Genomic DNA, 26295 nt, shown 5'->3' with positions numbered 1-26295 from the left:
GTAACGATAAAAAAGAAAAAGCTTTATTAACTTGAAAGAAGAAGTTAAAGGTGGTTTCTTAATTCGTGAGCTGGAATTATATAAGAGGGAAGCTTAAAGTTTTATTACAAAATCAAAAATTACAAAAGAAATTTGCAAAAACATAAAAATGCAAATTTCTTTCTAACTCTAATATAGTATTATTGAGCAGCTATAACTTCAATTTCCACCAAGCCATCTTTCGGCAAAGTCTTTACAGCTATAGTACTACGTGCCGGGAATTCGCCTTTAAAACAACTGGCATAAATTTCATTTACCTTTGCAAAATCATTTATATCTGCTAAAAATATAGTTGTTTTTACGATATTTTCAAATGTTAAGCCAGTTACAGCCAAAATATTTTTGACATTTTCCATAGATTGTCTTGTTTGATCTTCAACACTGCCTCCTGCAAATTCTCCATTAGGTTTTACACCAAGCTGCCCGGATATAAATAAAAATCCATTTGACATAACCGCTTGAGAGTATGGTCCTATCGCTTGTGGAGCATTTTTAGTAGATATAATTTTTTTCATGATTTTCCTTAAACTTAAAATCTTGCAAAATCCTACAACAAATTCAAATTTCTGTCAATAAAAACAATCTCATATTTTGATATAATCGATAAAAAATAGGATTTTTATGATACCGATTAAATTTTACAAGTTCGTTTTAGCATTTATTATGTCGCTTTTTATGTCATTTTTGATGTCTGGAGTCTTACTATATATAAATTTGGGGCTTATAGATAGATTCTTGATATTATGGGCAGAAGGCTGGTTCAAAGCATTTGTAGTCGCCTATCCTAGCGTTATATTCATAATGCCTTTTGCAACAAAGCTAACAAAGAAAATTTGTAAAAACGAGTAATCTATATAATGAATATAGTATTGGCGCCTAACGAATTTTTGGATGGTTATGTGCTTGGGTGCGAATTTGCAAAGCTTGCAAATATCTCTTCAAACGCATATCTCTTCTGGAAAGGCGTAGTTTCGGCCAAATTTGAACACTCACGTATAGTTTTTTTAAAATACAAAACAATTCCACATAAATTTGAGCATATTATCAAAGATTGCAGTGGGCTTGAGGGACTAGTTTTAACAAGCTCTTTTTGTTCATTTACCGGACTTGCACCATCTCATCTAGTGAAAAAAAATAATTCAAATTTATATAAACTTTTTGATATAAGAGAAATTTGCGGAATAAAATTTATAAATTTAAAGAAATTTTATGATGACTTAGGACTTGATTACGGCTATAGAATTTATATAGAAAAGTGTAAATTTTTCTCTCCAGAGCCATTAGAAAAGCGCATCAGACTAACCGATACGCTTTGTCTTGGATATTATTAAATCTTTTTATATGGCGCTTGCCCTACTTCATAAAAATTGTTTCCATCGCTATCTATCGCTACTATCGCAGGAAAATCCTCAATAGTTATTCTTGCTATAGCTTCTGGACCAAGATCCTCATAAGCCAAAACTTCATATTTTTTGATACTCTGACTTATTAATGCCCCGGCTCCTCCGATAGCCACCATATATACGCATCCTGATTTTTTCATCGCATCTACAACTTCCTGAGAACGGTAGCCCTTGCCTATCATACCGTTTATACCAACTTCATTAATCATAGTTGGAGTATATTTATCCATACGTCCACTTGTTGTAGGACCTGCCGCACCTATAACTTGACCAGGCTTTGCAGGACTTGGTCCAAGATAATAGATTGTTTCACCGGCCAAATTTACAGGCAATTTTTCGCCTCTGGCTAAAGTCTCTGTTAAAACTTTATGCGCAGCATCTCTGGCCGCTATTATTGTTCCCGATATTAATACGCTATCGCCAGCTTTTAGACTTTTTACTACGCTTTTATCAAACGGTGCCGTTATTTTTTTGATTTCTGACATCTTTTCTCCTTAAATTTCAGCTTCAGCATGGCGTGCAGCGTGACAGTTTATATTTATAGCGACCGGAAGTCCGGCTATATGAGTAGGATACCACTCTACATTTACTTTGACAGCAGTATAATCTCCGCCAAGTCCTTGCGGGCCAACACCTGTTTTGCAAGCTAGCTCAAGCAACTCTTCTTCAAGTTTAGCATATCTCTCATCGGGATTTTTGCTATCCGCAGAGCGTGCAGCAGCGTATTTTGCCATAAGTGCGGCTTTGTCCATAGTGCCGCCTATGCCTACACCTATCACCATAGGAGGACAGGCATTTGGACCAGCTAGTTTGACGGTATCTAAAAATATCTTTTTAATACCCTCTAATCCATCAGCCGGAACTAGCATTTTAAGAGCAGATTTATTTTCGCTACCAAACCCCTTTGGAGCCACTTTAATATGAATTTTATCGCCTTTAACTATTCTTACATTTATAACTGCCGGCGTATTATTCTTAGTGTTTTTTCGGTCAAAAACAGGATCACACACTACAGATTTTCTTAAATAGCCTTCCACGTAGCCATTGGCCACGCCTTCATTTATAGCATCTTCAAGAAAACCTCCCTCTATATGCACATCCTGCCCTATATCCACAAACACAACTGCCATTCCGGTATCTTGACAAATAGGTGCTATTCCTTTTTCGGCCAAGTCGGCATTTTGCAAAATTTTGCCTAAAATATCTCTGCCTGTTGGCGAACTCTCATTTTCTTTAGCTTTTGCAAAAGCCTCTCTCATATCAGGGGTTACGATATAACAGGCCTCTTTGCAAAGCCTACCGACAACATTGGTAATTTTACTAGCTTGAATCACTCTCATCCATACTCCTTAAGAATTATCATTACATTATATAACTTTATTATAAAATTTAAGTTGAAAATTTTATTTTTATATAATAATTACAAAAAGTTAATTATATTTGGATTTATTTACAAATTTACTCAATTTTTAAATTTAAAATAATTAAAAATTGATATTAAGACAAAAACATAATATAAAAGCCATATAATTTAGTAAATCTTAATATCAAAGGAGAAAATATGAAACTACTGACTACACTTGCAATAAGTGTAATTTTAGCTCTAAGCTCGTCGGCAGCTGAAAAATATAAATTAAAACTTGCCGCAACTTACGAAAGTAACGTTCCGGCACTTGGGGAGGCTCCGAAAAAATTTAAAGAGTTGGTTGAGAAGATGAGTAATGGGCGTATAGAAGTGCGAGTGGACTACCCATCAAAGCACAAAGCTGCATTTGCAGTGCTTGATATGGTTAAAAGCGGACAATATGATCTAGGATATACAGCAAGCTACTTTTATAAGGGTAAGGATGCAAAACTAATGCTTTTTACAACAGTCCCTTTTGGTATGAGCATATCCGAACAGCATGCTTGGTATAATTATGGAGGCGGTAAAGAGCTATCAAAAAAAGTATTTGCGGAGCATAATTTAGTAACATTTTTAGGTGGAAATTTCGGTATGCAGATGGGCGGATGGTTCAAAAAAGAGATAAAAACTATTGACGATCTAAAAGGATTAAAGCTTAGAATGACAGGGCTTGGCGGTGAAATCATGTCAAAACTTGGAGTAAATATCAATACAATTCCTATAGGCGAGCTTTATATGGCACTCGAAATGAATACTATAGATGCGGTAGAATGGGTGAGTCCCGCACTAGATATTAGCTTTGGCTTTCAAAAAGTAGCAAAATACTATTACACAGGATGGCAAGAGCCTGCTAGCGAGAATGAATTTTATATAAATAAAAAACTATTTGACAAGATGCCAGAAGATCTAAAATATATAATTGAAGCGGCAACAAAGGTAGTCTCTGACTATGTTTATGAATATGCGACATACCAAAATGCAATTGTTCTTGATAGGATTAAAAAAGAGTATCCGGATATTAAAATAACATCATTTTCTCCAGAAATAATGAGTGCTTTAGAAAAAGCGACAGATGAAATTTTAAATGAATTAAGCGCAAAAGATCCTATGTTTAAAGAAATTTTAGAATCGCAAAGAAGCTATATGAAAATAGGTAGAGAGTGGACTAAAATTTCAGATTATGCATATATTAAAAATTCAGACAAATAGTGCTTAGGCGGCAAAGACCGCCTAAAATTTAATCACTCTCTTCGCTTTCAATCTTTTTACGTACTTTAACAGTTAAAATGCTAGTTCCATCCATTTTACGCACTTCATAGTGGCAGTTCTCATCATCTATTCTATCTCCGACCACAGGCAATCTGCCAATAAGGTTAAATACATATCCGCCGATAGTGACTTGATCAGTCTCCTCATCAAAGCTAATACCCATAAGCTCTTCAACGCTTTCTAGGTCAAATCTACCGTTAAATTCATATATATTGTCATTTATCTTTCTAAAATGAGGATCAGCTTCATCATGCTCGTCATTTAGATCACCCAAAACCTCTTCCATAATATCTTCCATAGTAAGAAGGCCTGCAGTGCCGCCATATTCGTCTACTACAAGAGCGGCTGAAATTTGCTGTTTGTTCATCATTACTAGGGCCTTTGAGATAGATAAGCTCTCAGGTACTATCAAAAATTTTCTAACGATTTGATCAAAATCTTTTTTCTTACCCTCTCCAAAATGAACAGCTAAAATGTCTCTAATATGTATCATGCCTAAAATCACATCTTTGCTACCATCTATATATGGGAAACGAGTATATTTGGACTCAAAAATTACTTTCAGATTATCCTCAAAGCTCTTTTGTTTATTTATGCAGACTAAATCACGGCGAGGAGTCATAATTTCTTTAGCCACAGTGTCGCTAAAATCCACCGCATTCTTTATAAGTTCAGTCTCAAAACTATCTAAAACTCCGCCTTTTAAGCTCTCTCCTACGATTATCTTAATCTCCTCTTCGGAGTGCGCGAGCTCGCTTTCTTTGGCGGGCTTTATGCCGAGCATTTTTAAAGAGAGCCAAGCAAGATAGTCAAATGTCTTAATTAGAGGCGAAAAAATAACCCAAAATATATGAAGGGGTTTTGCTATAAGCAGAGTTGATTTCTCAGCTTTGGCAATGGCGATCGATTTTGGAACCAGCTCTCCAAGCACCACGTGAAATAACGTAATAGTCGTAAATGCGATAGCAAAGGCCACCGTATGAACAACCAAGTCGCTTACATCAAAGTAAATTTGAAGCGGCCTTTCTATAAGCCTTGCGATCGCAGGCTCGCCTATCCAACCAAGCGCAAGCGAACTAAGCGTTATGCCGAGCTGAGTCGCACTTAGATATGTATCAAGCTTATTTGACATATCGTAGGCTAGTTTTGCATTTGGAACCTTATCCTTGATAAGCTCTTCTAGTCTACTTCTGCGAACCTTGACAATGGCAAATTCGGATAAAACAAAGAAAGCGTTTAAAAGTACAAATAAAATTGCGAGTAAAATCATAAAATATGAATCGCTACTGGGGTGCAATAAAAATCCTTAAAAATTAAGATAAAATTGGCATTATATCACAAAAGCAACCAAATCTCAATTAACTTACTTGCAAGAACTTTCATGTAAAGCTATTTTAAAATTTAGGCTTTCCGTTGTTTGATTTAGAAATATTTATAAAATCAATAGCGATTTTTTGACATGCGGTTTTATCTTGTTTTTCGAGACAAAGAGTTTCAAGCTGCTCCTTGCTCATGTTTTTATAATCCGCTACTGTTTTATTATTTGCGCCCATATATATCCATACTAAAGAGAAAATAACAGCAAAAATAAATATAATTCTAAACAAATTTTATATCCTTAAATTTTAGTTTATAAAATAATACTACATTTAAACCAAATTTATTTATAATTTAAATCTATCAAATTTCATATTATTTTAATTTTTTTAATATTTTAGGTCAAATCTAGCAATTTTGAATTTAATATCCAAATTTAAATTAATATTTTTTTTGATATACTTTAGCGTTTTAATTTCACACTCGGGAGAGAAAAGTGTTTTTATCTTTTTTTAAGAGTAAAAAATGGGCCAAATGGGCTTACGGCGGTATAATTTTGATATCATTATCACTTATACTTCAAACATATATAAATATTCAATTTAATAATTGGTATAAAAACTTTTACGACATCTTACAAAATGTAAAAGAGCACGACATACAAGATTTTTGGGCAGGGATAAGACTATTCTTATATTTAGCCATGCCGTATATAATGCTTCGTGTTTTTATATCGTTTTTCTCGAGCCACTGGATATTTCGCTGGCGAGAGGCAATGACCTTTAGCTATCTTAGCTATTGGCGAAAAGTCGAAAAAGACATCGAAGGAAGCTCACAGCGTATGCAAGAAGACACTTATAGGTTTGCAAAGATTATGGAGGATCTTGGAGTTGATATCTTAGACTCCATAATGACTCTAATCGCCTTCATTCCGATACTTTGGGGGCTTAGTGCCAAAGTAAATTTGCCCTACATCAAAGATATTCCGGGTTCTCTTGTATGGATAGCTTTAGTTATAAGCGTAGGCGGGCTTATAATCTCTTGGTTTGTAGGCATCAAGCTTCCTGGACTTGAATATAACAATCAAAAAGTCGAAGCCGCATTTAGAAAAGAACTTGTTTTAGCAGAGGACAACAAGATAAACTACGCTCATCCAGCAACTATAGTAGAGCTTTTTACGGGGCTTAAATTTAACTACTCAAGGTTATTTTTACACTATGGATATTTTAATATGTGGCTATACTCTTATCATCAAATTTCAATCATAATTCCATATCTAATAATGGGTGGAGGACTATTTACGGGTCTTATTACTCTTGGAGTTTTAGTTCAAGTTAAAAATGCATTTGCACAGGTTAGATCAAGTTTTGGCGTGTTTATCAGCAACTGGAAGACCATCACCGAGCTTCGCTCAATCCATAAGCGTCTAAAGGAATTTGAGCACAATATCGGCTACAAAAAAATGGATTGGGAGTAGAAATTTAAGAAAATCTAGTATAATTTTTGAAATTTCACAACCTAAATTTAAGGATGAAAAGATGAAAAAAATTATACTTCCATTTTTATTTATAATAATATTTTTGGCCGGTTGTGTTGCAAGTTCAACCGGCGGTGGAGTTGTAGGAGCCGATAGAAAACAACTATTTTTGGTGAGTTCTGAAACAATGAATCAAAGTGCGGTATTGGCCTATACAAAGGTACTTCAATCAGCCAAACAAGCAAATACGCTAAATATCGATCCAGTCCTTACCAAACGCGTACAAGCTATCGGCAAACGCCTCATAGCGCAGGTCGGAGCCTTTAGAGAAGATGCGCTCAAATGGGACTGGCAGGTAAATGTCATCAACTCAAACACATTAAATGCGTGGTGTATGCCCGGAGGCAAGATCGCCGTTTATAGCGGGCTTATTAAAAATTTATCCTTAACGGACGCGCAGATAGCCGCTGTTATGGGTCATGAGATAGCTCACGCTTTAAGAGAGCATAGCCGCGAGCAAGCAAGCACGGATCAGCTTAAAAACATAGGAATTTTCGCCGTTTCAACCGCTGCAGGGCTTGGCGATACGGCAACAGGGCTTATAAATTTAGCTACCCAGTACACTATCAGCCTGCCTTTTTCAAGAAGCCATGAGACTGAGGCCGATCACATCGGCACCGAGCTAATGGCAAGAGCGGGATATGATCCGCAAGAAGCGGTCGTAGTGTGGGAAAAGATGTCTAAAAAATCAGGCGGTGCGGTGCCTGAAATCCTAAGCACTCACCCGTCAAACGAAAGCCGTATCAAAGACCTAAAAGAGATAGCTAAAAAGGTTGAACCGCTATATCTCGCAGCTAAAAAGGGTTAAATTTATCCGATAAAAGCTTAAATTTGTGCTTGGCTTAAGGGCTTTGGGGCTATTAAAATGACGAAACTAGACTACGCTAAGCATTTGGCAAATTTGATGCAAATTAATCTTTATTCAGGCGATTTAAGAGATCTAAGTGCTTGTTTTTACGGACTGTTTGAAGAATTTATGCCTTACGGAGATGGTGTAGATAAAGTCTTTGAGCCGCTAGTTTGCGCTAAAGATTTACAAGATAGGATTATGCCGCTTTACGAGGCGAACAAAGACAAGGCAAATGCTTTTATAAAAGCGGGCTTTACGCCGATATTTTCGCCTCCGCCATCAAATGACAAAGCAAAGCTGATCGCTCTTGGCAAATCTCACATCGATAACCTTAAAAAATTTGCCGAATTTATAAATGACAAAGAGCTTCTTAAGAGGCTTAAACGTGTGCATGAAGTTGAAATTTGGGACATTAGAGAGGCGATTTGGGAGCTAGACTTAGATGAGCAACTCTACAAAGCCATAACTAAATGGAGGCACGAAGCAGAATTTATAGACGAAAAAGCTGAAATTTTAAAAGAGGCGTACGGATCGGCTGCAGGTAATATCCTAGTTGCAAACTACCTGCTTTATCCTGCACTCAGGCACAAGCCTAAATAGGATTTTTAAAGAGCTATTTTGAAATTTATCTACTCGGACACCTTTGCGAGTTTGATAAACATAAACTAGCGATCTATCCTCTAGCTGTGTAAAGTAGCCTAATCTACAAGCTCGGCGTTAAATCTATCCTCATTAAATTTCCTGCCCAAAAACTCGCAAGCTCTTCTAGCGTCTCTAAAGCCATTTGCAAGACAGCTCGTAGCTCCTGGGCTTGGCGTCATGTTAAAGACGATACCTTCGCCCGTGTTTATGCTAGCCTCGCCAAGCATTAGCTCCCTGCCCTTTTTATCAATCACTTGCGGGCGAACACCGCCAAAATTTCTAGCATAATAAACATCGTCATTCCCAAGCGAAGGCACGATCTTTCTGGCAGCCTCAACGAATAAAATTTTATTTACGATCGGCACCTCATAGGCAAAATTTCTAATCACATAATCCCTTATATCGCTATCGCCAAAAAGCCCTAAAAGCACCTTCGCCACGTTTGTATCAAGGCGCAAAGTCTTTATAAAATCAACAACCGTCGAATTTCCACGGTAGCGCTCAAGTTTAGGTAGCACAAGCGCAGTCGGCCCAAATCTAGTAAGCCCATCAGCTAGGATGTCCGGGTCTCCGTGGATAGCGGCAAACGGCAGCTTTGGATTTTGCACGGTGTAGACCTTGCCGTTTAGCAAGCGCTTTTTACTCATATAAAAGCTTCCTGCGATCGGCAAGCAGCTAAAATCAAGCCCATGCCCCATCTCATGCGCCAAATAAAGCGAGTGAGCGCCTGCATTTACAACCACATAATCCGCGCTAAATTCACGCTCGTCGCGAGTCTTTACAAGATACCTATCACCTTGCTTTTTGATACTCTTAACCCAAGCGTCAAAAAATACATCGGTAGTCTTATTTGCCTCTTTTGCGTGCTTTATAAGGCTATTTGACATCTGCTCAAAATCAACAGTCGTGTACTCGCCGCCACCTACTCCCATAGCGACAATCTGCTCTTTTCGGTCATTTCCGTCCATGCCTTTCACCACCATAGGCTCGATCTGCTTTAGCTTCTCTTTATCAAAAATTTCAAGCGAAGTATAAAGCTCCTTAAACTTCTCAAACCTAGCTCTTATCGCCTCGCTTTCAGCCTCGCCAACACCTATGACCATCTTTTGATGAGCGAACATAAATTTGTTCTCATATCCATGCATGAGTGCATATTTTACGATCATATCGGCTGATTTTTTGACGCTTTTTGCTTTTTCAAAAGTGTAGTTAGTCTCTATGTCGCCGCAGTGAATAGTCTGAGAGTTGCTCGTGCCCTTTGAGTTTAGAGTGGCACATGCAGGATACTTCTCCAACAGTGCGATACGCTCTATGTCCGTATAGCGCGCAAGCTCGTAAAACAGAGCCGTTCCTGAAATTCCTCCGCCCACAACCAAAACATCATAGTGATTTGACACGACCTACTCCATGAAAATTTAGACGAATTGTGCCACAGAATTCTTAAAATTTTATTTTATCGTTAAATACTGCTTGTAAAAATGGCTTTAGCTAGCTCGCACGGTTAAAATTTGGCACAAATTTGAGCGCAAATTTTAGAAATTTAAGCCTTTTGAAGTTGCCTCATCAGCTCCTCGTCACAAATCGGGCAATATTCATGCTCGCCTGCTATATATCCGTGCTTTGAGCAGACGCTAAAGACAGGCGTGATCGTGATATACGGCAAACGATAGTTATTTACGATGCCGCGCACTAGATCTTTACACGCTTCAGGCGAGCTGATACGCTCCTTCATATAAAGGTGAAAGACCGTTCCGCCCGTGTAAGCGCTTTGAAGCTCATCTTGCAGATCAAGCGCCTCGAAAGCATCATCTGTGAAATTTGCAGGAAGCTGAGTTGAGTTAGTGTAGTAGATATTTTCATCCATGCCTGCTTGCAAGATGTCAGGATAGCGCTTCTTGTCTTCTTTGGCAAATCGATATGTGGTGCCTTCCGCAGGAGTTGCTTCAAGGTTGTAAAGATTTCCCGTGCTCTCTTGAAACTGCCTAATTTTAGAGCGCAGATAATCAACCATCTCAAGTGCAAATTCTCGTCCGAATTCCGTAGAGATGTTCTCTTTGTCGTTTGTAAAATTTCTTAAAAGCTCGTTCATTCCGTTAATGCCGATAGTGCTAAAGTGGTTGTTAAAGTGCTTTAAATAGCGAGCCGTATACGGATAAAGTCCGCGATCATACATCTCTTGGATAAATTTGCGCTTCTTTTCAAGGGTTGATTTGGCTAAATTCAGCAGATATTCAAGCCTTGTATAAAGCCCCTTTTTATCGCCTTTATAAAGATACCCGAGGCGCGCTAAATTTATAGTAACTACGCCTATTGAGCCCGTCATCTCGGCACTTCCAAACAGCCCTCCACCACGCTTTAAAAGCTCTCTTAAATCAAGTTGCAAGCGACAGCACATCGAGCGAACGTGTCCTGGCTTATAAGCGCTTTCGTTTGGAACGCGGTTGCCGTTTTCATCAAATTTATACTGAGAACCGATGAAATTTTGAAAGTAGCTTGAGCCCATTTTCGCGGTATTCTCAAACAAAATTTTAGCCACTTCGCTATCCCAGTTAAAATCCTCCGTGATATTTACCGTAGGGATCGGGAAGGTAAAGGGCTGCGAGCACTTGTCGCCCGTGGTTAAAATTTCATAAAACGCCTTATCGATACGCGCCATTTCAGGTTCAAACGCCCCGTAAGTCATATCGGTAAGTTTATTAAACCCGCGCTCTTTGGCGAGTTTTAAAAGCTCCTCATCTTCTAAATTTGAAAACAGGTGTATGTCTGTTGAAGTTGGAATTTGAGCACGAAGATCGCTTGGACAAGTGATGTCGATAGTTACGTTGGTAAAGGGACTTTGACCCCAACGAGCAGGGACGTTTAGGTTAAATATAAAGCTTGTAATCGCTTTTTTTATCTCCGTATCGCTTAACTTATCTTTAAAAACATATGGCGCAAGATAGGTGTCAAAGCTGCTAAACGCCTGAGCTCCAGCCCATTCGCTTTGCAAAATTCCTAAGAAATTTGCCATCTGACTAAGAGCTTCGCGAAAGTGCTTTGGAGCCCTACTTTCAACCCTGCCGCGAACGCCGTTAAAACCTTCATTAAGAAGCGCTCTAAGGGACCAGCCTGCGCAATATCCGGTAAGGCAGTCTAGATCGTGGATGTGATAGTCGCCGTTTCTGTGCGCGATGCCCTCTTCTTTGGAGTAAATCGCGTCAAGCCAGTAGTTTGCGATAACTTTACCTGCGGTGTTGTTTATGAGTCCTGCGTTTGAGTAGCTTGTGTTTGAGTTAGCCGAAATTCGCCAGTCTGTGCCGTTTATGTATTCATTTATCGTTTGGGTGGAGTTTATGTATGTAGTATCTTCGTTGAGTCCTAAAATTTGCTCGCGTTGCATTTTGTGAGTGTGGCGATAGAGCATAAAGCTCTTCATCACATCAAAATAACCCGCTTTAAAAAGCGCTTTTTCTATGAAGTCTTGCACATCCTCGACTGTGATGATCTCTTTTTGTGCGACATCTTGCATAACGTCGGCAAAAATTCTATCGTCATACTCTTTGCTCTCGCTTGCAAAAGCCTTTTTAATAGCATCTTGGATCTTATACGGAAGATACTCTTGTCTTGTGCCGTCGCGCTTTAAAATTTGCTTCATAGTCGCCCTCTTAAAAATAGTTTTGTAAGTTTAAAGAGTATAGTGATAGTTTTCTTAAAATACAATAGAACAATTTAGATATTTTTGATAAAATATATTATTATTTGATATTAAATATGTTTAATTCTTAAGCTTTATTTTCTATTAAAATATAACTATTTTATGGCATTTTAAATAAAATTAATCTAAAGTAGTCTTAATTTTAAATTTTAATATTTTTATATAAGTATATAATCTAAATTTCCACAAAAATCAATAAGTTTTTAATTAAGATTTTAAAATATATCGCATTAAATATGTAAGATAAAATATTAAAAAAGATATTACAAAAAGCGAAATTTGAATTTATAAAAATTAGAGTTAGGTTTAAAGGGGTCTTTGGCCCCTTTTTGTATTTAGTATTTTAAAAATATATCTTTTTGACCCTTGCCAAGAGTTAGCACAGCTTCGCCTTTTTTGAAATGTATCTCTATGCCGTCATCGTTAACAAGTCTTGTTCCACTACCTGAAACAGCGCTTTTTAGAGCAATTTTATGCCCTTTAGTGTCAGTCAAAACAGCAGTTTCAAAATTATCTGCCGAAACTAAATTAACCTTATAATTTTTATCGGTAACACTATAGAAATGTATAGTATTAACGCTTATAACTTTTGCGGTAGTCGACTCTTGTTTGGTTCCCACAGAAGCACAACCACTCAAAAATGCAACTGCGGCTAAAGAAGAGATTAGAATTTTTTTCATTTTGCATCCTTATAAATAAAATATTTTCGGATACTAGCATAGAAAGGTAAATTTAAAAATTTAGATGAAATTTTAATTCATAAAATTACCAAAAAACTTGTTTTTAGTGATTTTAAAGAATATTTCGAATAGACAACAATATATCTTGTTCTAAATTTATTAATAAATAATTATTATTCAATCGTTTTTTATTTTAATGTATTTTAGAGTAATGAAATATTTATTTTTTAGAAAATAAGTAAAACAAGGGAGTATTTTATAAAAAATTGAAGAGGAAAACCTCTTCAAAAAATCAGTGGCAACCACATCCTTTTCCACATCCGCACCCTTGAGAATGAAGCTCGCCTATATAAAATTTAACCGAATTTACGCCTTCTTTTAATGCCCACTCATAAGCTGTAGAAACAAAATCCCAGTTAATATTTTCATAAAATTTCTCTAGATATGCAGCTCTTGCATTTCTATGATCTACATAATAGGCATGCTCCCATACATCCACCACTAAAAGAGGTATCAGACCCACCGTTACAGGTGTTTGAGCGTTATTGGTTTGTATTATCTCTAATTTATCAGATTTTGGACTATAGACTAGCCATGCCCATCCTGAACCAAATAGTGTAGTAGCCGATTTTAAGAATTCCTCTTTAAAATTCGGAAGATCTTTTTGCAATCTTGCTTTTAATTCATCGCCCATATCACTCTTTTTAGCTATGCAATCCCAATAAAAATCATGGTTATAAACTTGAGCGGCATTATTAAATATACTGCCTGAGCTCTTTGTTAAAATTTCGTATAGTCCAGAATTTTCAAATTCGGTACCTTTAATAAGATTATTAAGGTTTGTTACGTAAGTTTGATGGTGCTTACCGTGATGGTAACTACAGGTCTCCTCACTTACAACTGCATTTGACTTAGGATCAAATGGAAGCTTTCTAAGATTAAACATTTTGATTCTCCTTGTAATTTAAAAAATTTTTCGAGATTATAAGATAAAAAAGTAATTATTTTGTTAATAGGATAAAATTAGTATTATTTATCAAGTTTAAATTTAAGTGTATTTTAGTAACACTATTTCAAAAAATAAGCAATTTTACTAAAATTACGTGAATTTTATATACTATGATAATAATAAAAATGTTACTAATTTACTCATACTAAAATAAATTTTTGAGAGTTTTTGAAACAAGATTGCCAATTTATAAATTTTATGATTTATAATTACGACTAGCTATGATTAATTTTGTAGTGAATCAAAAACATAAAAAGGATTCAACAATGAAACTAAAATTTCTTTCGGCACTATTTCTGACTTGTGCTCTAGCAGGTAGCGCATTTGGCGCCCAAAAGACATATACTATAAAATTTGCTCACGTTGTTGCCGCAACCACACCGAAAGGCAAAGCAGCAGACTTTTTTGCTAAACGTGTGAACGAGCTTAGTAATGGCGCAATTAAAGTTGAGGTTTATCCTGCGGCTCAGCTAGTAGATGATGACCGTGTATTTGGTGCACTAAAACTAAATAACGTTCAAATGGCGGCTCCGAGCTTTTCTAAATTTACGCCTATAGTTCCTGAGTTCCAACTGTTTGACCTGCCTTTTATCTTTAGAGATAATGCCCACTTATACGCGGTACAAGGTGGTGAAGTTGGACAAAAACTTAAAGATATGATAGCCAAAAAAGGCTTTGTGGCACTTGATTTCTGGGATGCAGGTTTTAAACATTTTAGCTCAAGCAAAAAAGCTATCGTTGCTCCTGAAGATGCAAAAGGACAGAAATTTAGAATTATGAGCTCAAAGGTTCTAGAAGAACAAACAAAAGTAATAGGTGGTAACCCGCAAGTTCTACCATTCTCTGAAGTTTATCCTGCGCTCCAACAAAAAGTTGTAGATGCTACAGAGAACCCATTGTCAAACTTTTATAACTCAAAATTTTATGAGGCGCAAAACTCTTTAACAATATCTTCACACGGATATTTGGGATATTTGGTTATTCTAAGTGAGAAATTCTGGAAAGGCTTGCCACAAGATATGAAAAATCACGTTACTCAAGCTCTTAAAGAGGCTACTGCTTTTGAAAGAGAAGAGTCTGCGAAAGAGGATGCCAAAATTATAGACGCTCTTAAAAAATATGCAAGCGAGACAGGCAAACTTGAGATAGTAGAGTTAACCCCTGAGCAGAAAGCCAAATGGGCTGAGGTTATGAAAACTATCTATCCAAACTTCTATAAAGTTATAGGAAAAGACCTGATAGAAAAAACTATTAATACAAAGTAGGTCTTTATGCGAAGATTCTTTGAGATTATAGATATCGGCATCGCGACTGTAAATAAGACGATCGCCGTAGTAGGCATAGTAGCGGGAACGCTACTTGCCTTTATAAACGTTGTAATGCGTTATGTCTTTAATACCGGATGGGCATGGGCGGGAGAGGCGACTAATTATCTTTTTATTTGGTCTGCATTCTTTGCCGCTGCATACGGCTTTAGAAAAGGCATACACATATCAGTCACTATTTTAATTGAAAGATTCCCTTCACCAATGGCAAAAGCTTATCTTGTGTTCTCCAGCGCCCTTACTACAATCTTTTTAATGTTTATAGTAGTTTATAGTGTGCAGTATCTATATGTTATGTATGAGCTAAATTTTATGAGTGTTGACCTAGGAATACCGCAATGGGTGCCTATGCTAGTTCTTCCGGTGGCATTTTTAGGAGCAAGCTATAGAGCAGGAGAAAAAGTCTATCAAATAGCAGTCACTCCTTCTGATAAAGTTATTATCAACGCTGAAGCAGAGATGATTCGCGACTCCATAAAGAAAGACTAAGGAGAGATAGTATGACTATTGCATTTTTATTTGTATGTCTATTTGGACTTATGCTAATTGGCGTTCCTGTCGCTGTCTCTCTTGGCGCTAGCACGGTTCTTACTATGCTTCTTTTTACCGATCTTGATGTAGCTACTGTTCCGCAAATCATATTTGACGGTATTAACAAATTCGCACTTATGGCAATTCCTATGTTTATTTTGGCTGGAAATTTACTTAGCAAGGGTGGTTCGGCTAAAAGAATCATAGATTTTGCAAAATCAGTAGTAGGACATCTACCGGGAGGTCTTCCGATCAGTGCTATATTTGCTTGCGTTATATTTGCTGCCGTTTCTGGAAGCTCACCTGCTACGGTTGTGGCCATAGGCTCTATTATGTTCGTAGCCATCAAAGAGGCGGGATATCCTCCGGCTTATGCGGTTGGTGGCATTACTACAGCAGGATCACTTGGAATACTAATCCCTCCTTCAGTAGTTATGATTGTTTACGGAGTTACGGCTGAAGTTAGTATAGCACAGCTATTTATGGCGGGGGTTGTGCCTGGTATAATGCTAGGCGGTATGATGATAGCCCAAACATATATAGGCGCTAGAAGACTTGGCTTTAAAGCTACAAAGCCTGAGCCATGGAGCGAAAGAATCAAAAAATTTACCAAAGCATTTTGGGCTCTTTTAATTATAGTTGTAGTTATAGGCGGTATCTACGGAGGTATTTTTACTCCGACAGAAGCTGCTGCCGCAAGTGCCGTATATGCGCTCTTTATCTCACTTGTTGTGTATAAAGATATTAAGATAAAAGATCTTTGGGGTATCTGCCTTGAATCTGCACTCACTACAGCTATGATATTTTTTATTATTGCAAATGCAGTTGTGTTCGCATACCTTCTTACCAGTGAGCAAATTCCTCAAGCGATCTCTGACGGAATTTTAGAGGCAAATATAGGCAAAATAGGATTTTTAATCATCGTAAACATACTGCTTTTCGTTATGGGTCAATTTATGGAACCTTCAAGCGTTGTTATGATTATGGTGCCTTTACTGCTACCTATAGCACTTCAATTAGGAATAGATCCGGTTCACTTTGGAATTTTGCTTATAGTAAATATGGAGATAGGTATGATTACTCCACCGGTGGGGTTAAATCTCTTTGTATCGAGTGGTTTAACAGGAATGAATCTAAAAGATGTTGTTGTGGCATGCCTACCTTGGACTTTAACGCTATTTATAGGCTTGATACTAGTTACATACATACCACAAATTTCACTATGGCTTCCAAATTTAATGTATGGACATTGATAGTAAGGGGTAAATTCCCCCTTACTTGATATATATTTTTAAATTTCAATTCTAAATTTATTACATCTCGTAAGTATCTTCCTCTTCATCTCCATCGTCATATTCGTAGTCATTCTCATCATAATTGTAGTTATACGACCCCTCATTCTCTTCATCAAAATCGTCAGAATACTCATCTAGATCTTCATCTTCATAGTCAAATTCTTCACTCATTTGCTCTCCTTTATCGTGACTGTATTGTCTATTATACTCTTAGTATCCATAGCGTCTTTTAAATTTTCAATATATAGGCTTTGACTTGGGAATGCAAAACTTAGCCCATTTTTCTCGACAATATTCATAATCTTTAGTATAACATCCTCTTTTACGCTCAAAAATTCTCCCCAAACTATCGTCTTTGAAAAGCAATATACTAATATATCGATAGAGCTATCGGAAAGATTATCTACAGCTACAAACAAATTTGACTTATACCCTATCAAATCATCTATGGATACTATATTTTTTCTAAGCCTTAATGTGTTTTGAATATCATTTGAGCCCAGATCGTTTGGTTTTGCAATATCAGGATGATTTAATAGCATCTCCTTAATCTCTTCTGCACATTTTTTAACCTGTTCGCCAGTAGCTCTATATTCAAGTGCTACAGTTAGTTTTATAAGTCTGCCGAGTCGCCTTCTGGTCCAGTTTCTAATCGGATCGCTGGCAAGCTTTGAATTTGGCACAAAAATAAGTGCATTATCGGCAGTCCTAACTGTTGTCTTTCTAAGTCCTATCTCTACCACCACACCCTCTATATCACCGCATACGATGTTATCTCCCTGAGAAAAAGAGTTATCAAACAGCATCATAATAGAGGCAAAGAAATTCGCCAAAATATCTTTAGTTGCCAAGGCTATTGCCAAACCTCCGATTCCAAGCGAGGCTATTATAGCGCTTACATTAAAACCAAGCCTGCTTAAAATAAGTAAAAATGCGATAACTATAATAATAAAATAGACTATCTTAATAATTAAATTTATAACCTCTTTTCGCCCTCCGCTCTTTTTGGTTATCTCGCTTATAAAAACCATTCCGTAACTATCCAGTATGCTAAGAATTAGCCATGTAAAAGAGATTATAAATACTATGGAAAAATAGTTTACAAATTTAATAGGCACAGGAGCCGGATAGTAAAATATCGAAGCGCAAAGATCTATCGCATAAACCGCTAAAATAAAGAAAATAGGACGTTTTACAATGCCCATAACCTGGTCTTTGATAAATTTCCCTTGATGATCCTTCGCAAACAAAGAGAGTAAAATTTTATAAGTTATCGCAGATAAAATTCTTGTAAACGATATAAAAAACAAAAATACAAAAAGAATAAGTATTATTTTGCCAAAATTCACATCTTTCATCTCAAAAGGAATCTGCTGATTGATAAATCCTATGGCGGTTTTTAAATTTAGCTCGCTAAAAAAGTAGTTTGTGCTAAATAGCTCCGCATTATCCCTAAGATATATCAAAATCTCCTCAAAAGTCTTCCTATAAAGCTCTAATGAGTTAAATTCATTTATATATCCTTGTATTCCCATACCATCCATGCTAGACTTGAGCTCTTTAATACTAACATACGAGTTCGTTTGAAGGTCAAGCAAGCCGTCTTCTATACCAGATTTTATCTTTGCGGTTCTTGCTCCATCGCTAAAAATTTTTCCAAGCTCGATTAAGGTTTTATAAAAAGATGCCTCCATATTCATCTTCTCAAGCTCCATCGCACTCTCTATGTAAGCCTTTTTGTTATTTGCTGCTTTTAGTCTTTTTACCTTTGTTTCAAGTTTGGACTTATCGCTTCTAAATTGGGCAATTTTCTCATCATCTACCCTTGTCTCCATAAGCAAATATGGTATTTTTTCCAAAAGCTCACTCTTTTTTGTCACAACACCTTTAAAAAGAACATTTTGCTCGGCAGTTTCATTTTTATCCACGGCTTGAGCTTTTATAGCCTCTATCTGGGCATTTATCTCATCTATTTTTTTTATGGCCAAAACTATATCAATATCGTCAAGACTATCCGCAAAAGAATTTAAAGATACAAATATAAGACCAAAAAATAGTAAAAAAATCTTTTTCATCTATCAACTCCAAGTAATCTAAAACTCTTTGAAACTACGTTATAGTTATAAATTTCGCCCGTTTCTATGATGTAGTGCCACACATAAATTTTAAGACTTCCGTCTCTAAATTTTGCTTTTACATCAGGATAAGTAAGCAAATTTTCATAAGAATTTATGACGTTTAATCTCTCCGTTAGCCACTCTCTTCTTGCGCTATCTTTAGGGTCAGGCAAAAACCCTTCGACTCTCTTTTTAATCGGATCAAGCAAATTTAGCCATCTTTTCACGTTTGGCGTATTTTTAAATTTACTTTCGTCAAGATAAAGCGCCGCGCATCCTCCGCAGTTGCTGTGTCCGCAGATAATGACGTTTTCGACATTTAGCGTTTGCAAGGCATACTCGATAGCCGAAGTCGTAGCCAGATACTCCTGACTGGTTCTGTAAGGAGGAATTATATTTGCGATATTTCGTACCACGACAAGATCGCCGGGCATTGTATTTGTGATCAAATTTGGCACCACTCGCGAGTCGATACAGCCTACAAAAAGAGTATGTGGAATTTGCTTTTGTCCAAGACTTTCAAACAGCTCTTTGTGCTCTAAAAAGCCTTCTTCCATGAATTTAACGGCGCCGTCTAAAAGTGCCTCCATCGCTACTCCGAAATTTTATTTTTTTAAATTATATCAAAAACGCTCTCAAGGTTGGTTAACGGCTTGTGAAATAACATTTTTTGGTGGTTTTAAAAAATCTTTTATACTTTATTTACTATTTTTTGGATAAATTTATAAAAAATTACATAAGGAGAATTGATGAGTTTATACAATAGAAATTATGCAAACTCACACGAACAAGAGTTGGCGAGAGAGTATTCTCAAAGCTCGCTTAGCACGTTTATCAAGCAGACTTACCAGCTGTTTGCCGCTTCACTTCTGGCAGCAAGCGTTGGAGCATATGTCGGTCTTGGCATAGCGCATATGTTTATAGGAAATTTACCTCTATTCATCGGTCTTGTCGTAGTTGAACTGGGGCTTTTATTCGGTCTTATCGCGGCTAAACGCAAAGCGGGATTAAATTTAGTATTGCTTTTTGCATTTACGTTTGTTAGCGGTCTTACGCTTACTCCGCTTCTAGCTTCGGTTTTAGCGATGCCGGGCGGCGCTAGTATAGTGGCTCAAGCATTTACGCTTACGACTGTTGCATTCGGTGCTCTAAGCGTGTTTGCGATGAATACAAAAAGAGATTTTACGGCTATGGGTAAAATGCTCTTTATCACGCTTATCGTAGTAATAGTAGCGGCCATTATGAATCTATTTTTCAAAAGCCCGATTTTTCAGCTTGTTATCTCAAGCGTAAGCGCGATTTTATTTAGTGCGTATATCCTTTACGATACACAAAATATCATTCGCGGCAACTACGAAACTCCGATAGAAGGAGCGGTTGCACTATATCTTGACTTTGTAAATCTATTTACTTCACTGCTTCAAATTTTAGGAATCCTAAATAGAGAATAAAATGAGCAGCGATTTAAATGAGCGTATTTACAGAGTAATTGACGCAAATTTAAATAGACTCAAAGAGGGCTTAAGAGTCGTTGAGGACATCAGAAGATATGTCTTTGACGACTTTGTCCTCTCTTCTAAAATCAAAACACTCAGGCACAAAGCCAAAATCGACTCAAGCGAATTTATCAAATTTAGAGACGCTAAAAATGATGTGCTAAAACCAAGCGTAAAAAGCGAATTTGATAGAGCAAATTTAGCGGATCTACAAATAGCAAATTTAAAGAGAGCGCAAGAGAGCGCAAGAGTTTTGGAAGAGTGTTTTAAGCTTATCGACACTACAAATTCGGAAATTTTTAAATCCATCAGATACGACCTTTACGAAATCGAAAAAGAAATTTAGAGAAATTTTAAAACTTTTTTAGTATAATCGCTACTAATTATTTTCAAATTTAAAGGATTTTTTGTGAGTTCATTCTTTTTGGTTTTTCAATTCATTTTAGCAGCGATTCTAACGGTTGCCGTTTTGCTTCAAAAGAGCTCTTCGATAGGACTTGGCGCATATAGCGGAAGTAACGAAAGCCTCTTTGGTGCAAAGGGCCCTGCGGGATTTTTGGCTAAATTTACCTTTGTAGTCGGCGTTATTTTCATCTTAAACACGCTTGCCTTAGGTTACACTTACAACACTCAAACAAAAAAATCGCTAATTGATAGCGTAGATACGAAAAACATCACAGTTCCGGCTCCTAGCGCAACTCCGGCCGCGCCTGTCGCACCAAGTGTTCCTGCCGCTCCGGCTGCACCTACAAAATAACTTTACGGATAAAAAGTGCTTAAAAATATCTGCTTAAAATTTTGCCTAGCGTTTTTGCTTGCAGCAGGCTCTCTTTGGGCCGATGCGCATATATTTAACTATCACAGATTTAACGATCCAAGGCATCCAAGCACAAATATCTCTAATGAAAATTTAAGAGAGCAGTTTGACTTTTTCAAAAACAACGGATACGAGGTCGTGCCGCTTTCAAAACTGGTTGATGCGCTTAAAAACGGCGAAGAAATTCCTGATAAATGGGTAGTTTTAACGGTAGATGACGGATACAAGAGCTTTTATGAAAACGGGCTTCCGATATTTATCGAGTACGGATATCCTTTTGCCTTGATGGTTTATGTTGAAGCAAGTGCTAAAAAATACGGCGACTTCATGACTTTTGAGCAGATCAAAGAGGCTGCAAAATACGGCGAAATCGGCTATCACTCATACGGACACCTTCACATGGTGGGACTTAGCAATGATAGATTAAGATATGATTTTGAAGACGGTATTAGAATTTTTGAAAAGCACATGGGCTATAAGCCAAAGTATTTTGCCTATCCATACGGAGAATACAATGATAAAGTAAGAAATATGTCCGTAGAATACGGGCTTGAAGTCTTACTAGCTCAAAACTCAAGTGCAGTTGGCAAAGGTAGCGACCTACTTGAACTTGATAGAACCCCGCTTATGGATGGAACCGATCTAAAGGCTGCTCTTGCTATCAAGTTTTTAAAAGCCGAATGGGTCATGCCAAAAGACTATCCGAAAAATAATAAAATAGACGAAGTCATCATCAAAACCGAAGAAAACGCCTCTTTCGGACATTTTTCAGCTACGGGCAGAGGAACTAAAAAGGTAAAACTTCAAGATGGCACTATGAGTATCAAATTTAAAGAGCCGATCGACAGATACAAAGTAAGAATGAGCCTAAAAGTAAACGGCAAAACGACAACAAAAATTCTAGTAAAGGACATAAATGCTGAATGAAATTTATAACAAACAAAAAGAGTCTTGCGATAGATGTATAGACGGCCTTAAGCGCGATTTCTCAACCCTTCGCACAGGCAAAGTAAACATAAGCATAGTTGATAATATCTTTGTTGATTATTACGGAAGCGCGACTCCTCTAAACCAAGTTGCAACCGTGCTAACAAGCGATGCAAGCACGATTAGCATAACTCCGTGGGAGAAATCTATGCTAAAAACTATCACGGCAGCGATCTCTGCGGCAAACATCGGCGTAACTCCAAACAACGACGGCGAGAGTGTGAAGCTATTTTTCCCTCCGATGACGGTTGAGCAACGCCAAGAAAACGCAAAACACGCAAAAGCTATGGGCGAAAAAGCAAAAGTAAGTGTTAGAAACATAAGAAAAGACGCGAACGACGAGATTAAAAAACTTGAAAAAGACAAAGCGATAACCGAAGACGAGAGTAAAAAAGCTCACGACGAAGTTCAAAAAATCACTGACACATACACAACTAAAATCGATACTTTAGTCAAAGAAAAAGAGACCGAACTTCTTAAGATATAAGATATTTGCCCGTATTTAACGGGCAAATTCTCTCCTTTGAAACCAATCCAATATAATAATTGTTATTGTAACTTAAGTGCTTATTTGCTAAGATTTTGCTTAAATTTTTAAGGGGTTTTTATGATGAATTTAGAGCAAATTTATAAAGAGGCGGGCGCTTATCTTAAGGGGCATTTTCTACTAACGAGCGGCAACCATTCACAGTTTTATCTGCAAAGCGCAAAAGTTCTTGAAAATCCGATGATAGCGGGCAAACTAGCTGAGGAACTAGCACGCGTGATAGCTGAGTCTGGGGTGAAATTTGACACTGTGTGCTCGCCTGCGATAGGCGGAATTTTAGCAGGATACGAGCTTGCTCGCGCAGCAAAAAAGAGATTTATATTTACAGAAAGAGTTGATCGCGTGATGACTCTGCGTCGCGGCTTTGAGGTGCATGAGGGCGAGAAATTTATCATCTGCGAAGACATCATCACTACTGGTGGCTCTGCACTTGAGGCGGCAAACATCATAAAAGATCTTGGCGGAGAAGTTGTTGCATTTGCAGCACTTGCCAACCGAGGCTTTTGTCCGCTAACAAATTTAAAGAGTGAGCGAAAGCCAAGCTGCAAGCTGCCAAGCGATCTGCCGATATTTGCGCTTGGAAATTTTGAATTTGAAATTTACGAACCGCAAAACTGCCCACTATGCAAGGACGGTAGCATAGCCATAAAACCCGGCAGCAGAGGCAACTAAAATTTCCGTGCAGGCTTGGCGAGGATAAATTTAGCTCTGCCAAACCGCACGGACTTCATATCAAAACAGGAGAAAATTTGGCAAAGCAAAAAGCAGTCATCGCAAGCATTCCTTCACGCATAAAAGCCTTTATAACCGATGTTTTTTTCATACTTATACCGATTCTTTACATCACGACTTATGCCGTTTTAGACGGCAAAAACGAGTTTCAAAACAACCAGCTGGCGATCTTTATCACAAATTTTTTATTCGGCGTTATCATCTGCCTTTTTCAAAGCATCAAAGCGCAAACTCCGGGCTACAAAAGCCAAGATATCTACCTTGTAAATTTAAAAAACGGACAAAAACTAGGCTTCTTTCACGCTCTGCTTCGCTATATCTGCTTTGTTTTAGCAGGCTTTAGCTTAGTTGGAATTTGTCTATGCTTTTTCCGCAAAGACAAGCTAAATTTACACGATCTGCTTACAAACTCCGCTGCCGTTAGCAAAAAGCAATCTATTTAATCGCGACGTATAAATTCCATCTACCGTTTTCATGCGCGATATTTTAAGTCTTGTTAAATCCAGCTTCTTTTAACATATCAAAAAGATCATCAGCCAAACAAACGCGCATGTTTGGTACTATTTTCTCCCAAATTTTGGCTTTTTCATCTAGCGCCAATTCTGCGAATATATAAAACGAGCCACCATGTTTTAAAACTCTGTATATCTCTTTTAAATTTTGCCTTAAATCAGGCCAAAAATATATCGTCTCAAAGGCAGTTATAATATCGAATTTACCGTTTTCAAAAGGCAAATTTTCAACCGAGGCCTCCAGTATCTGCATCCTACCATCACTAACGGCTTCTTGGTTAAATTTCTTACTATATTCTACGCAGTCCTTAGAGTAATCCACACCAAAAACCTGTCCGATTTTTAGTTTGGTTGCGATATTTTTGAGATTGAGCCCTCCTCCACAACCGACATCAAGCACGCACATATCGTCTTTTATCTCAATCTTAGACAGTGCCCAAATTTCAGCTTTTTTGTGTCCTTTGTTCATAAGATTTAAAAATAGTCCGGAGAACCTACCTTCCGGCTTAGAAAATTTCTTAGTTATAAAATCTAGCATTAAAGATCCTTTGCTTGGATTATACTTTTTCGTAACCAAAATTTAAATTAATAGTCTTTATCAACTATATTCAAAATAAAAGTGTATTTATTTTGAAAGAAAAGCCAAATATTAGGCTTTTGCTCCATGGTTTAGTAGTTTTCTTGAGCCTAGTTTTGTATCAACTCCACTTATAATAGCATTATAAATATATTCTTTTGCCTTTTTAATAGCATCTTCTATACTATTTCCTTGAGCTAAAAGACAAGCCAATGAGCTAGAAAAAGTACATCCCGCCCCAATAATAACCAAAGGATCGGCTAAAAGAGTCTCAAAACTACTTACACTTCCGTCTTTGCCATACAGAATATCTATGCTTTTATTATCTAATATATGCTTTTTTACTACGGTATCGCAAGGCAAATTTGAAAAATCACCACCAAAAAGCACCTTAGCTTCACGCAAATTCGGAGTTGACACAGTGGCAAATCGCATAAGTTCCTTTAGTTTCTCAATTGCGCTATCCTTAATTAGCCTATGCCCCATCTTTGATACACATACAGGATCTAAAACCACAGGAGCCTTATTGTGATGTAGAAATTTCTCCACTACATCCATTATCTCTTTATTAAAAAGCATACCGATCTTAACAGCATCAAAATCAAACTCGGCACTAAGCATATCAAGCTGATCTTTTACAAAATTTGCATCAAGCGAAATTATATTCTTTATCTTATTGGAATTTTCAGCAGTTAGTGCTGTGATTGCGGTAGCTGAATAGCAACCAAAATGTGAGCAAGCCTTGATATCAGCTTGAATTCCAGCTCCACCATTGCTACAAGAGCCCGCGATGATTAAAATTTTTTTCATCTAATACCTTTGGATAGCAAATTAAAATAATATTATATGAATAAAATTTAAAATATATATAAAATCTCAAATATGTCAAGTTTTATCCGATACATAAATTTTCTATTTAAAAACAATGATAATTCAAAAAATAAAATTATAAATAGAAATTTTAGCACCTTTTTTAGAGTGCGATTTTTCTTGAAAATACATTAAAAGTACTGATCTATCACTAGCTTTTAGAAAATTTATGAGGCTCTTTTTATAGTCGCTACATCTATTCCAATATGCCAAAGTTGAATAAGGTATTTGTGTTATTTCACTCACTTCTTTTAAAGTCATGCTTTAATTACCTCCAAATTGTTTTTTATTTTTATCTATTCAGTAAAAGCCTAAAAGGCAAATTCTAACTCAATGTTATCAGGGGTTAAAATGCAATCGTGGCAGTTTCAAAGCCTAAAAGGCAAATTCTAACAAATTTCACTCATAATAATCCCTTTATTGTTTCTCTGTTTCAAAGCCTAAAAGGCAAATTCTAACGAAAACGCAGACGCTACAACGAAATATGCCTACGTTTGTTTCAAAGCCTAAAAGGCAAATTCTAACCCAGCTTGAGCCATTTCATCTGTTGCACTAGCTGATAGTTTCAAAGCCTAAAAGGCAAATTCTAACGCTCAGCAGTAGAAATTTCAGCTCAAGAGTTCAAGTTTCAAAGCCTAAAAGGC

The 26295-nt window shown here is 37.0% G+C and carries 30 protein-coding genes and 1 CRISPR repeat array (1 of these 31 only partly in view); of the genes, 16 read left to right on the top strand and 14 right to left on the bottom strand.

The window, feature by feature from the left end; genetic code table 11:
• Positions 1-179: 179 nt before the first annotated feature.
• Positions 180-554 (bottom strand): RidA family protein, encoded by a 375-nt coding sequence (locus CDOM16189_RS09755; protein ID WP_169975748.1) that lies wholly within the window; start codon positions 552-554, stop codon positions 180-182.
• Positions 555-660: 106 nt separating this feature from the next.
• Here CDOM16189_RS09755 and CDOM16189_RS09750 point away from each other — a divergent pair, with 106 nt between their 5' ends.
• Positions 661-888 (top strand): DUF2798 domain-containing protein, encoded by a 228-nt coding sequence (locus tag CDOM16189_RS09750; protein WP_169975746.1) that lies wholly within the window; start codon positions 661-663, stop codon positions 886-888.
• A 5-nt stretch (positions 889-893) separates the two neighbouring features.
• Positions 894-1370: a cheVAW transcriptional regulator CheQ gene (gene cheQ, locus CDOM16189_RS09745; protein ID WP_349304352.1), complete on the top strand. Its 477-nt coding sequence runs from the start codon at positions 894-896 to the stop codon at positions 1368-1370.
• Here cheQ and CDOM16189_RS09740 read toward each other — a convergent pair.
• The gene (locus CDOM16189_RS09740; RefSeq protein ID WP_169975742.1) at positions 1367-1927 is read right to left on the bottom strand and encodes a Fe-S-containing hydro-lyase; all 561 of its coding nucleotides are present in this window, start codon (positions 1925-1927) and stop codon (positions 1367-1369) included. The two genes, cheQ and CDOM16189_RS09740, sit on opposite strands and share 4 nt — an antisense overlap.
• A 9-nt stretch (positions 1928-1936) precedes the next feature.
• Entirely contained in the window at positions 1937-2782 is an 846-nt protein-coding gene (locus CDOM16189_RS09735; protein WP_169975739.1) for a fumarate hydratase, read from the bottom strand.
• A 221-nt stretch (positions 2783-3003) separates the two neighbouring features.
• Between CDOM16189_RS09735 and CDOM16189_RS09730 the strand changes: the two genes are divergently transcribed.
• Positions 3004-4056 (top strand): TRAP transporter substrate-binding protein, encoded by a 1053-nt coding sequence (locus tag CDOM16189_RS09730; RefSeq protein ID WP_169975737.1) that lies wholly within the window; start codon positions 3004-3006, stop codon positions 4054-4056.
• Between the two features lie 28 nt (positions 4057-4084).
• On the opposite strand, the gene CDOM16189_RS09725 is transcribed toward CDOM16189_RS09730, so the two are convergent.
• Together CDOM16189_RS09725 and CDOM16189_RS09720 are read right to left on the bottom strand one after the other, a co-directional pair.
• Positions 4085-5413, bottom strand: a complete 1329-nt coding sequence (locus tag CDOM16189_RS09725) for a hemolysin family protein (RefSeq protein WP_169975735.1) — start codon at positions 5411-5413, stop codon at positions 4085-4087.
• A gap of 97 nt (positions 5414-5510) precedes the next feature.
• A complete protein-coding gene (locus CDOM16189_RS09720) occupies positions 5511-5723 on the bottom strand; it encodes a hypothetical protein (protein ID WP_170001006.1) in 213 nt (70 codons plus the stop codon).
• Between the two features lie 206 nt (positions 5724-5929).
• On the opposite strand from CDOM16189_RS09720, the gene CDOM16189_RS09715 reads away from it, so the two are divergent.
• From CDOM16189_RS09715 to CDOM16189_RS09705, 3 genes are all read left to right on the top strand, one after another.
• Positions 5930-6910, top strand: coding sequence for a putative transporter (locus tag CDOM16189_RS09715; RefSeq protein WP_169975731.1), 981 nt, complete (start codon positions 5930-5932; stop codon positions 6908-6910).
• A gap of 61 nt (positions 6911-6971) precedes the next feature.
• Positions 6972-7778 carry a M48 family metallopeptidase gene (locus CDOM16189_RS09710; RefSeq protein ID WP_169975729.1) on the top strand — a complete coding sequence of 269 codons (807 nt, stop codon included), beginning with the start codon at positions 6972-6974 and terminating at the stop codon, positions 7776-7778.
• Positions 7779-7835: 57 nt separating this feature from the next.
• On the top strand, positions 7836-8420 hold the full coding sequence (locus CDOM16189_RS09705; RefSeq protein WP_170001005.1) for a hypothetical protein: 585 nt from the start codon (positions 7836-7838) through the stop codon (positions 8418-8420).
• Positions 8421-8518: 98 nt separating this feature from the next.
• Here the strand turns inward: CDOM16189_RS09705 and CDOM16189_RS09700 are convergent, their stop codons facing one another.
• From CDOM16189_RS09700 to sodB, 4 genes are all read right to left on the bottom strand, one after another.
• Positions 8519-9859 (bottom strand): FAD-dependent oxidoreductase, encoded by a 1341-nt coding sequence (locus CDOM16189_RS09700; protein WP_169975726.1) that lies wholly within the window; start codon positions 9857-9859, stop codon positions 8519-8521.
• Between the two features lie 143 nt (positions 9860-10002).
• Entirely contained in the window at positions 10003-12096 is a 2094-nt protein-coding gene (locus tag CDOM16189_RS09695) for a ribonucleoside triphosphate reductase (protein ID WP_169975724.1), read from the bottom strand.
• A gap of 395 nt (positions 12097-12491) precedes the next feature.
• On the bottom strand, positions 12492-12836 hold the full coding sequence (locus CDOM16189_RS09690) for a hypothetical protein (protein WP_169975723.1): 345 nt from the start codon (positions 12834-12836) through the stop codon (positions 12492-12494).
• Between the two features lie 292 nt (positions 12837-13128).
• On the bottom strand, positions 13129-13782 hold the full coding sequence (gene sodB, locus CDOM16189_RS09685; RefSeq protein WP_169975721.1) for a superoxide dismutase [Fe]: 654 nt from the start codon (positions 13780-13782) through the stop codon (positions 13129-13131).
• 329 nt (positions 13783-14111) lie between these two features.
• On the opposite strand from sodB, the gene CDOM16189_RS09680 reads away from it, so the two are divergent.
• The 3 genes from CDOM16189_RS09680 to CDOM16189_RS09670 are packed head-to-tail and all read left to right on the top strand — an operon-like array spanning position 14112 to position 16954.
• Positions 14112-15110 (top strand): DctP family TRAP transporter solute-binding subunit, encoded by a 999-nt coding sequence (locus tag CDOM16189_RS09680; protein ID WP_169975720.1) that lies wholly within the window; start codon positions 14112-14114, stop codon positions 15108-15110.
• 6 nt (positions 15111-15116) lie between these two features.
• A complete protein-coding gene (locus CDOM16189_RS09675; protein ID WP_169975718.1) occupies positions 15117-15659 on the top strand; it encodes a TRAP transporter small permease in 543 nt (180 codons plus the stop codon).
• An 11-nt stretch (positions 15660-15670) separates the two neighbouring features.
• The gene (locus tag CDOM16189_RS09670) at positions 15671-16954 is read left to right on the top strand and encodes a TRAP transporter large permease (protein ID WP_169975717.1); all 1284 of its coding nucleotides are present in this window, start codon (positions 15671-15673) and stop codon (positions 16952-16954) included.
• Between the two features lie 60 nt (positions 16955-17014).
• Here the strand turns inward: CDOM16189_RS09670 and CDOM16189_RS09665 are convergent, their stop codons facing one another.
• Genes CDOM16189_RS09665 through CDOM16189_RS09655 form a run of 3 tightly spaced genes read right to left on the bottom strand, consistent with a single transcriptional unit; the run spans position 17015 to position 19703 of the window.
• Positions 17015-17167 (bottom strand): hypothetical protein, encoded by a 153-nt coding sequence (locus CDOM16189_RS09665; protein WP_169975715.1) that lies wholly within the window; start codon positions 17165-17167, stop codon positions 17015-17017.
• Positions 17164-19071 (bottom strand): mechanosensitive ion channel family protein, encoded by a 1908-nt coding sequence (locus tag CDOM16189_RS09660; RefSeq protein WP_169975713.1) that lies wholly within the window; start codon positions 19069-19071, stop codon positions 17164-17166. The genes CDOM16189_RS09665 and CDOM16189_RS09660 overlap by 4 nt, the downstream gene beginning before the upstream one ends.
• Positions 19068-19703, bottom strand: a complete 636-nt coding sequence (locus CDOM16189_RS09655) for a carbonic anhydrase (protein WP_169975711.1) — start codon at positions 19701-19703, stop codon at positions 19068-19070. The genes CDOM16189_RS09660 and CDOM16189_RS09655 overlap by 4 nt, the downstream gene beginning before the upstream one ends.
• Positions 19704-19862: 159 nt before the next feature.
• Here CDOM16189_RS09655 and CDOM16189_RS09650 point away from each other — a divergent pair, with 159 nt between their 5' ends.
• From CDOM16189_RS09650 to CDOM16189_RS09620, 7 genes are all read left to right on the top strand, one after another.
• Complete coding sequence (locus tag CDOM16189_RS09650) at positions 19863-20564, top strand: Bax inhibitor-1/YccA family protein (protein ID WP_169975709.1); 702 nt, start codon at positions 19863-19865, stop codon at positions 20562-20564.
• A gap of 1 nt (position 20565) precedes the next feature.
• The gene (locus tag CDOM16189_RS09645; protein ID WP_169975707.1) at positions 20566-20955 is read left to right on the top strand and encodes a thiamine-phosphate pyrophosphorylase; all 390 of its coding nucleotides are present in this window, start codon (positions 20566-20568) and stop codon (positions 20953-20955) included.
• 63 nt (positions 20956-21018) lie between these two features.
• Entirely contained in the window at positions 21019-21366 is a 348-nt protein-coding gene (gene secG / locus CDOM16189_RS09640; protein WP_169975705.1) for a preprotein translocase subunit SecG, read from the top strand.
• 15 nt (positions 21367-21381) lie between these two features.
• The gene (locus CDOM16189_RS09635; protein ID WP_169975704.1) at positions 21382-22353 is read left to right on the top strand and encodes a polysaccharide deacetylase family protein; all 972 of its coding nucleotides are present in this window, start codon (positions 21382-21384) and stop codon (positions 22351-22353) included.
• Positions 22343-22900 carry a ribosome recycling factor gene (gene frr / locus CDOM16189_RS09630; RefSeq protein WP_169975702.1) on the top strand — a complete coding sequence of 186 codons (558 nt, stop codon included), beginning with the start codon at positions 22343-22345 and terminating at the stop codon, positions 22898-22900. Before CDOM16189_RS09635 ends, frr begins: the two co-directional genes overlap by 11 nt.
• A gap of 123 nt (positions 22901-23023) precedes the next feature.
• Positions 23024-23632 carry an orotate phosphoribosyltransferase gene (gene pyrE / locus CDOM16189_RS09625; RefSeq protein ID WP_169975755.1) on the top strand — a complete coding sequence of 203 codons (609 nt, stop codon included), beginning with the start codon at positions 23024-23026 and terminating at the stop codon, positions 23630-23632.
• Between the two features lie 77 nt (positions 23633-23709).
• Positions 23710-24135: an RDD family protein gene (locus CDOM16189_RS09620; protein WP_169975700.1), complete on the top strand. Its 426-nt coding sequence runs from the start codon at positions 23710-23712 to the stop codon at positions 24133-24135.
• 43 nt (positions 24136-24178) lie between these two features.
• Here the strand turns inward: CDOM16189_RS09620 and CDOM16189_RS09615 are convergent, their stop codons facing one another.
• On the bottom strand, positions 24179-24742 hold the full coding sequence (locus CDOM16189_RS09615) for a class I SAM-dependent methyltransferase (protein WP_169975698.1): 564 nt from the start codon (positions 24740-24742) through the stop codon (positions 24179-24181).
• Between the two features lie 111 nt (positions 24743-24853).
• Positions 24854-25591, bottom strand: a complete 738-nt coding sequence (locus CDOM16189_RS09610) for a hydroxymethylpyrimidine/phosphomethylpyrimidine kinase (protein ID WP_169975696.1) — start codon at positions 25589-25591, stop codon at positions 24854-24856.
• A 361-nt stretch (positions 25592-25952) separates the two neighbouring features.
• A CRISPR array of direct repeats spans positions 25953-26295; the repeat unit is 29 nt; unit sequence GTTTCAAAGCCTAAAAGGCAAATTCTAAC (it continues 2617 nt past the right edge of the window).

It is taken from the genome of Campylobacter sp. RM16189 (assembly GCF_012978815.1).
GTDB lineage: Bacteria > Campylobacterota > Campylobacteria > Campylobacterales > Campylobacteraceae > Campylobacter_A.
Note: the sequence above shows the minus strand (reverse complement) of the source record. Positions and strands in the feature narration are given on the sequence as shown.

Bases quoted from the DNA above. Each gene is read 5' to 3' on its own strand.
- CDOM16189_RS09680 (WP_169975720.1), top strand. From the start codon at position 14,112: ATGAAACTAAAATTTCTTTCGGCACTATTTCTGACTTGTGCTCTAGCA.
- CDOM16189_RS09710 (WP_169975729.1), top strand. From the start codon at position 6,972: ATGAAAAAAATTATACTTCCATTTTTATTTATAATAATATTTTTGGCC.
- CDOM16189_RS09690 (WP_169975723.1), bottom strand. From the start codon at position 12,836: ATGAAAAAAATTCTAATCTCTTCTTTAGCCGCAGTTGCATTTTTGAGT.
- CDOM16189_RS09615 (WP_169975698.1), bottom strand. From the start codon at position 24,742: ATGCTAGATTTTATAACTAAGAAATTTTCTAAGCCGGAAGGTAGGTTC.
- CDOM16189_RS09750 (WP_169975746.1), top strand. From the start codon at position 661: ATGATACCGATTAAATTTTACAAGTTCGTTTTAGCATTTATTATGTCG.
- CDOM16189_RS09695 (WP_169975724.1), bottom strand. From the start codon at position 12,096: ATGAAGCAAATTTTAAAGCGCGACGGCACAAGACAAGAGTATCTTCCG.
- CDOM16189_RS09740 (WP_169975742.1), bottom strand. From the start codon at position 1,927: ATGTCAGAAATCAAAAAAATAACGGCACCGTTTGATAAAAGCGTAGTA.
- CDOM16189_RS09655 (WP_169975711.1), bottom strand. From the start codon at position 19,703: ATGGAGGCACTTTTAGACGGCGCCGTTAAATTCATGGAAGAAGGCTTT.
- CDOM16189_RS09735 (WP_169975739.1), bottom strand. From the start codon at position 2,782: ATGAGAGTGATTCAAGCTAGTAAAATTACCAATGTTGTCGGTAGGCTT.
- CDOM16189_RS09650 (WP_169975709.1), top strand. From the start codon at position 19,863: ATGAGTTTATACAATAGAAATTATGCAAACTCACACGAACAAGAGTTG.
- sodB (WP_169975721.1), bottom strand. From the start codon at position 13,782: ATGTTTAATCTTAGAAAGCTTCCATTTGATCCTAAGTCAAATGCAGTT.
- frr (WP_169975702.1), top strand. From the start codon at position 22,343: ATGCTGAATGAAATTTATAACAAACAAAAAGAGTCTTGCGATAGATGT.
- CDOM16189_RS09675 (WP_169975718.1), top strand. From the start codon at position 15,117: ATGCGAAGATTCTTTGAGATTATAGATATCGGCATCGCGACTGTAAAT.
- CDOM16189_RS09730 (WP_169975737.1), top strand. From the start codon at position 3,004: ATGAAACTACTGACTACACTTGCAATAAGTGTAATTTTAGCTCTAAGC.
- CDOM16189_RS09705 (WP_170001005.1), top strand. From the start codon at position 7,836: ATGACGAAACTAGACTACGCTAAGCATTTGGCAAATTTGATGCAAATT.
- CDOM16189_RS09660 (WP_169975713.1), bottom strand. From the start codon at position 19,071: ATGAAAAAGATTTTTTTACTATTTTTTGGTCTTATATTTGTATCTTTA.
- CDOM16189_RS09670 (WP_169975717.1), top strand. From the start codon at position 15,671: ATGACTATTGCATTTTTATTTGTATGTCTATTTGGACTTATGCTAATT.
- CDOM16189_RS09755 (WP_169975748.1), bottom strand. From the start codon at position 554: ATGAAAAAAATTATATCTACTAAAAATGCTCCACAAGCGATAGGACCA.
- CDOM16189_RS09645 (WP_169975707.1), top strand. From the start codon at position 20,566: ATGAGCAGCGATTTAAATGAGCGTATTTACAGAGTAATTGACGCAAAT.
- pyrE (WP_169975755.1), top strand. From the start codon at position 23,024: ATGAATTTAGAGCAAATTTATAAAGAGGCGGGCGCTTATCTTAAGGGG.
- CDOM16189_RS09610 (WP_169975696.1), bottom strand. From the start codon at position 25,591: ATGAAAAAAATTTTAATCATCGCGGGCTCTTGTAGCAATGGTGGAGCT.
- CDOM16189_RS09665 (WP_169975715.1), bottom strand. From the start codon at position 17,167: ATGAGTGAAGAATTTGACTATGAAGATGAAGATCTAGATGAGTATTCT.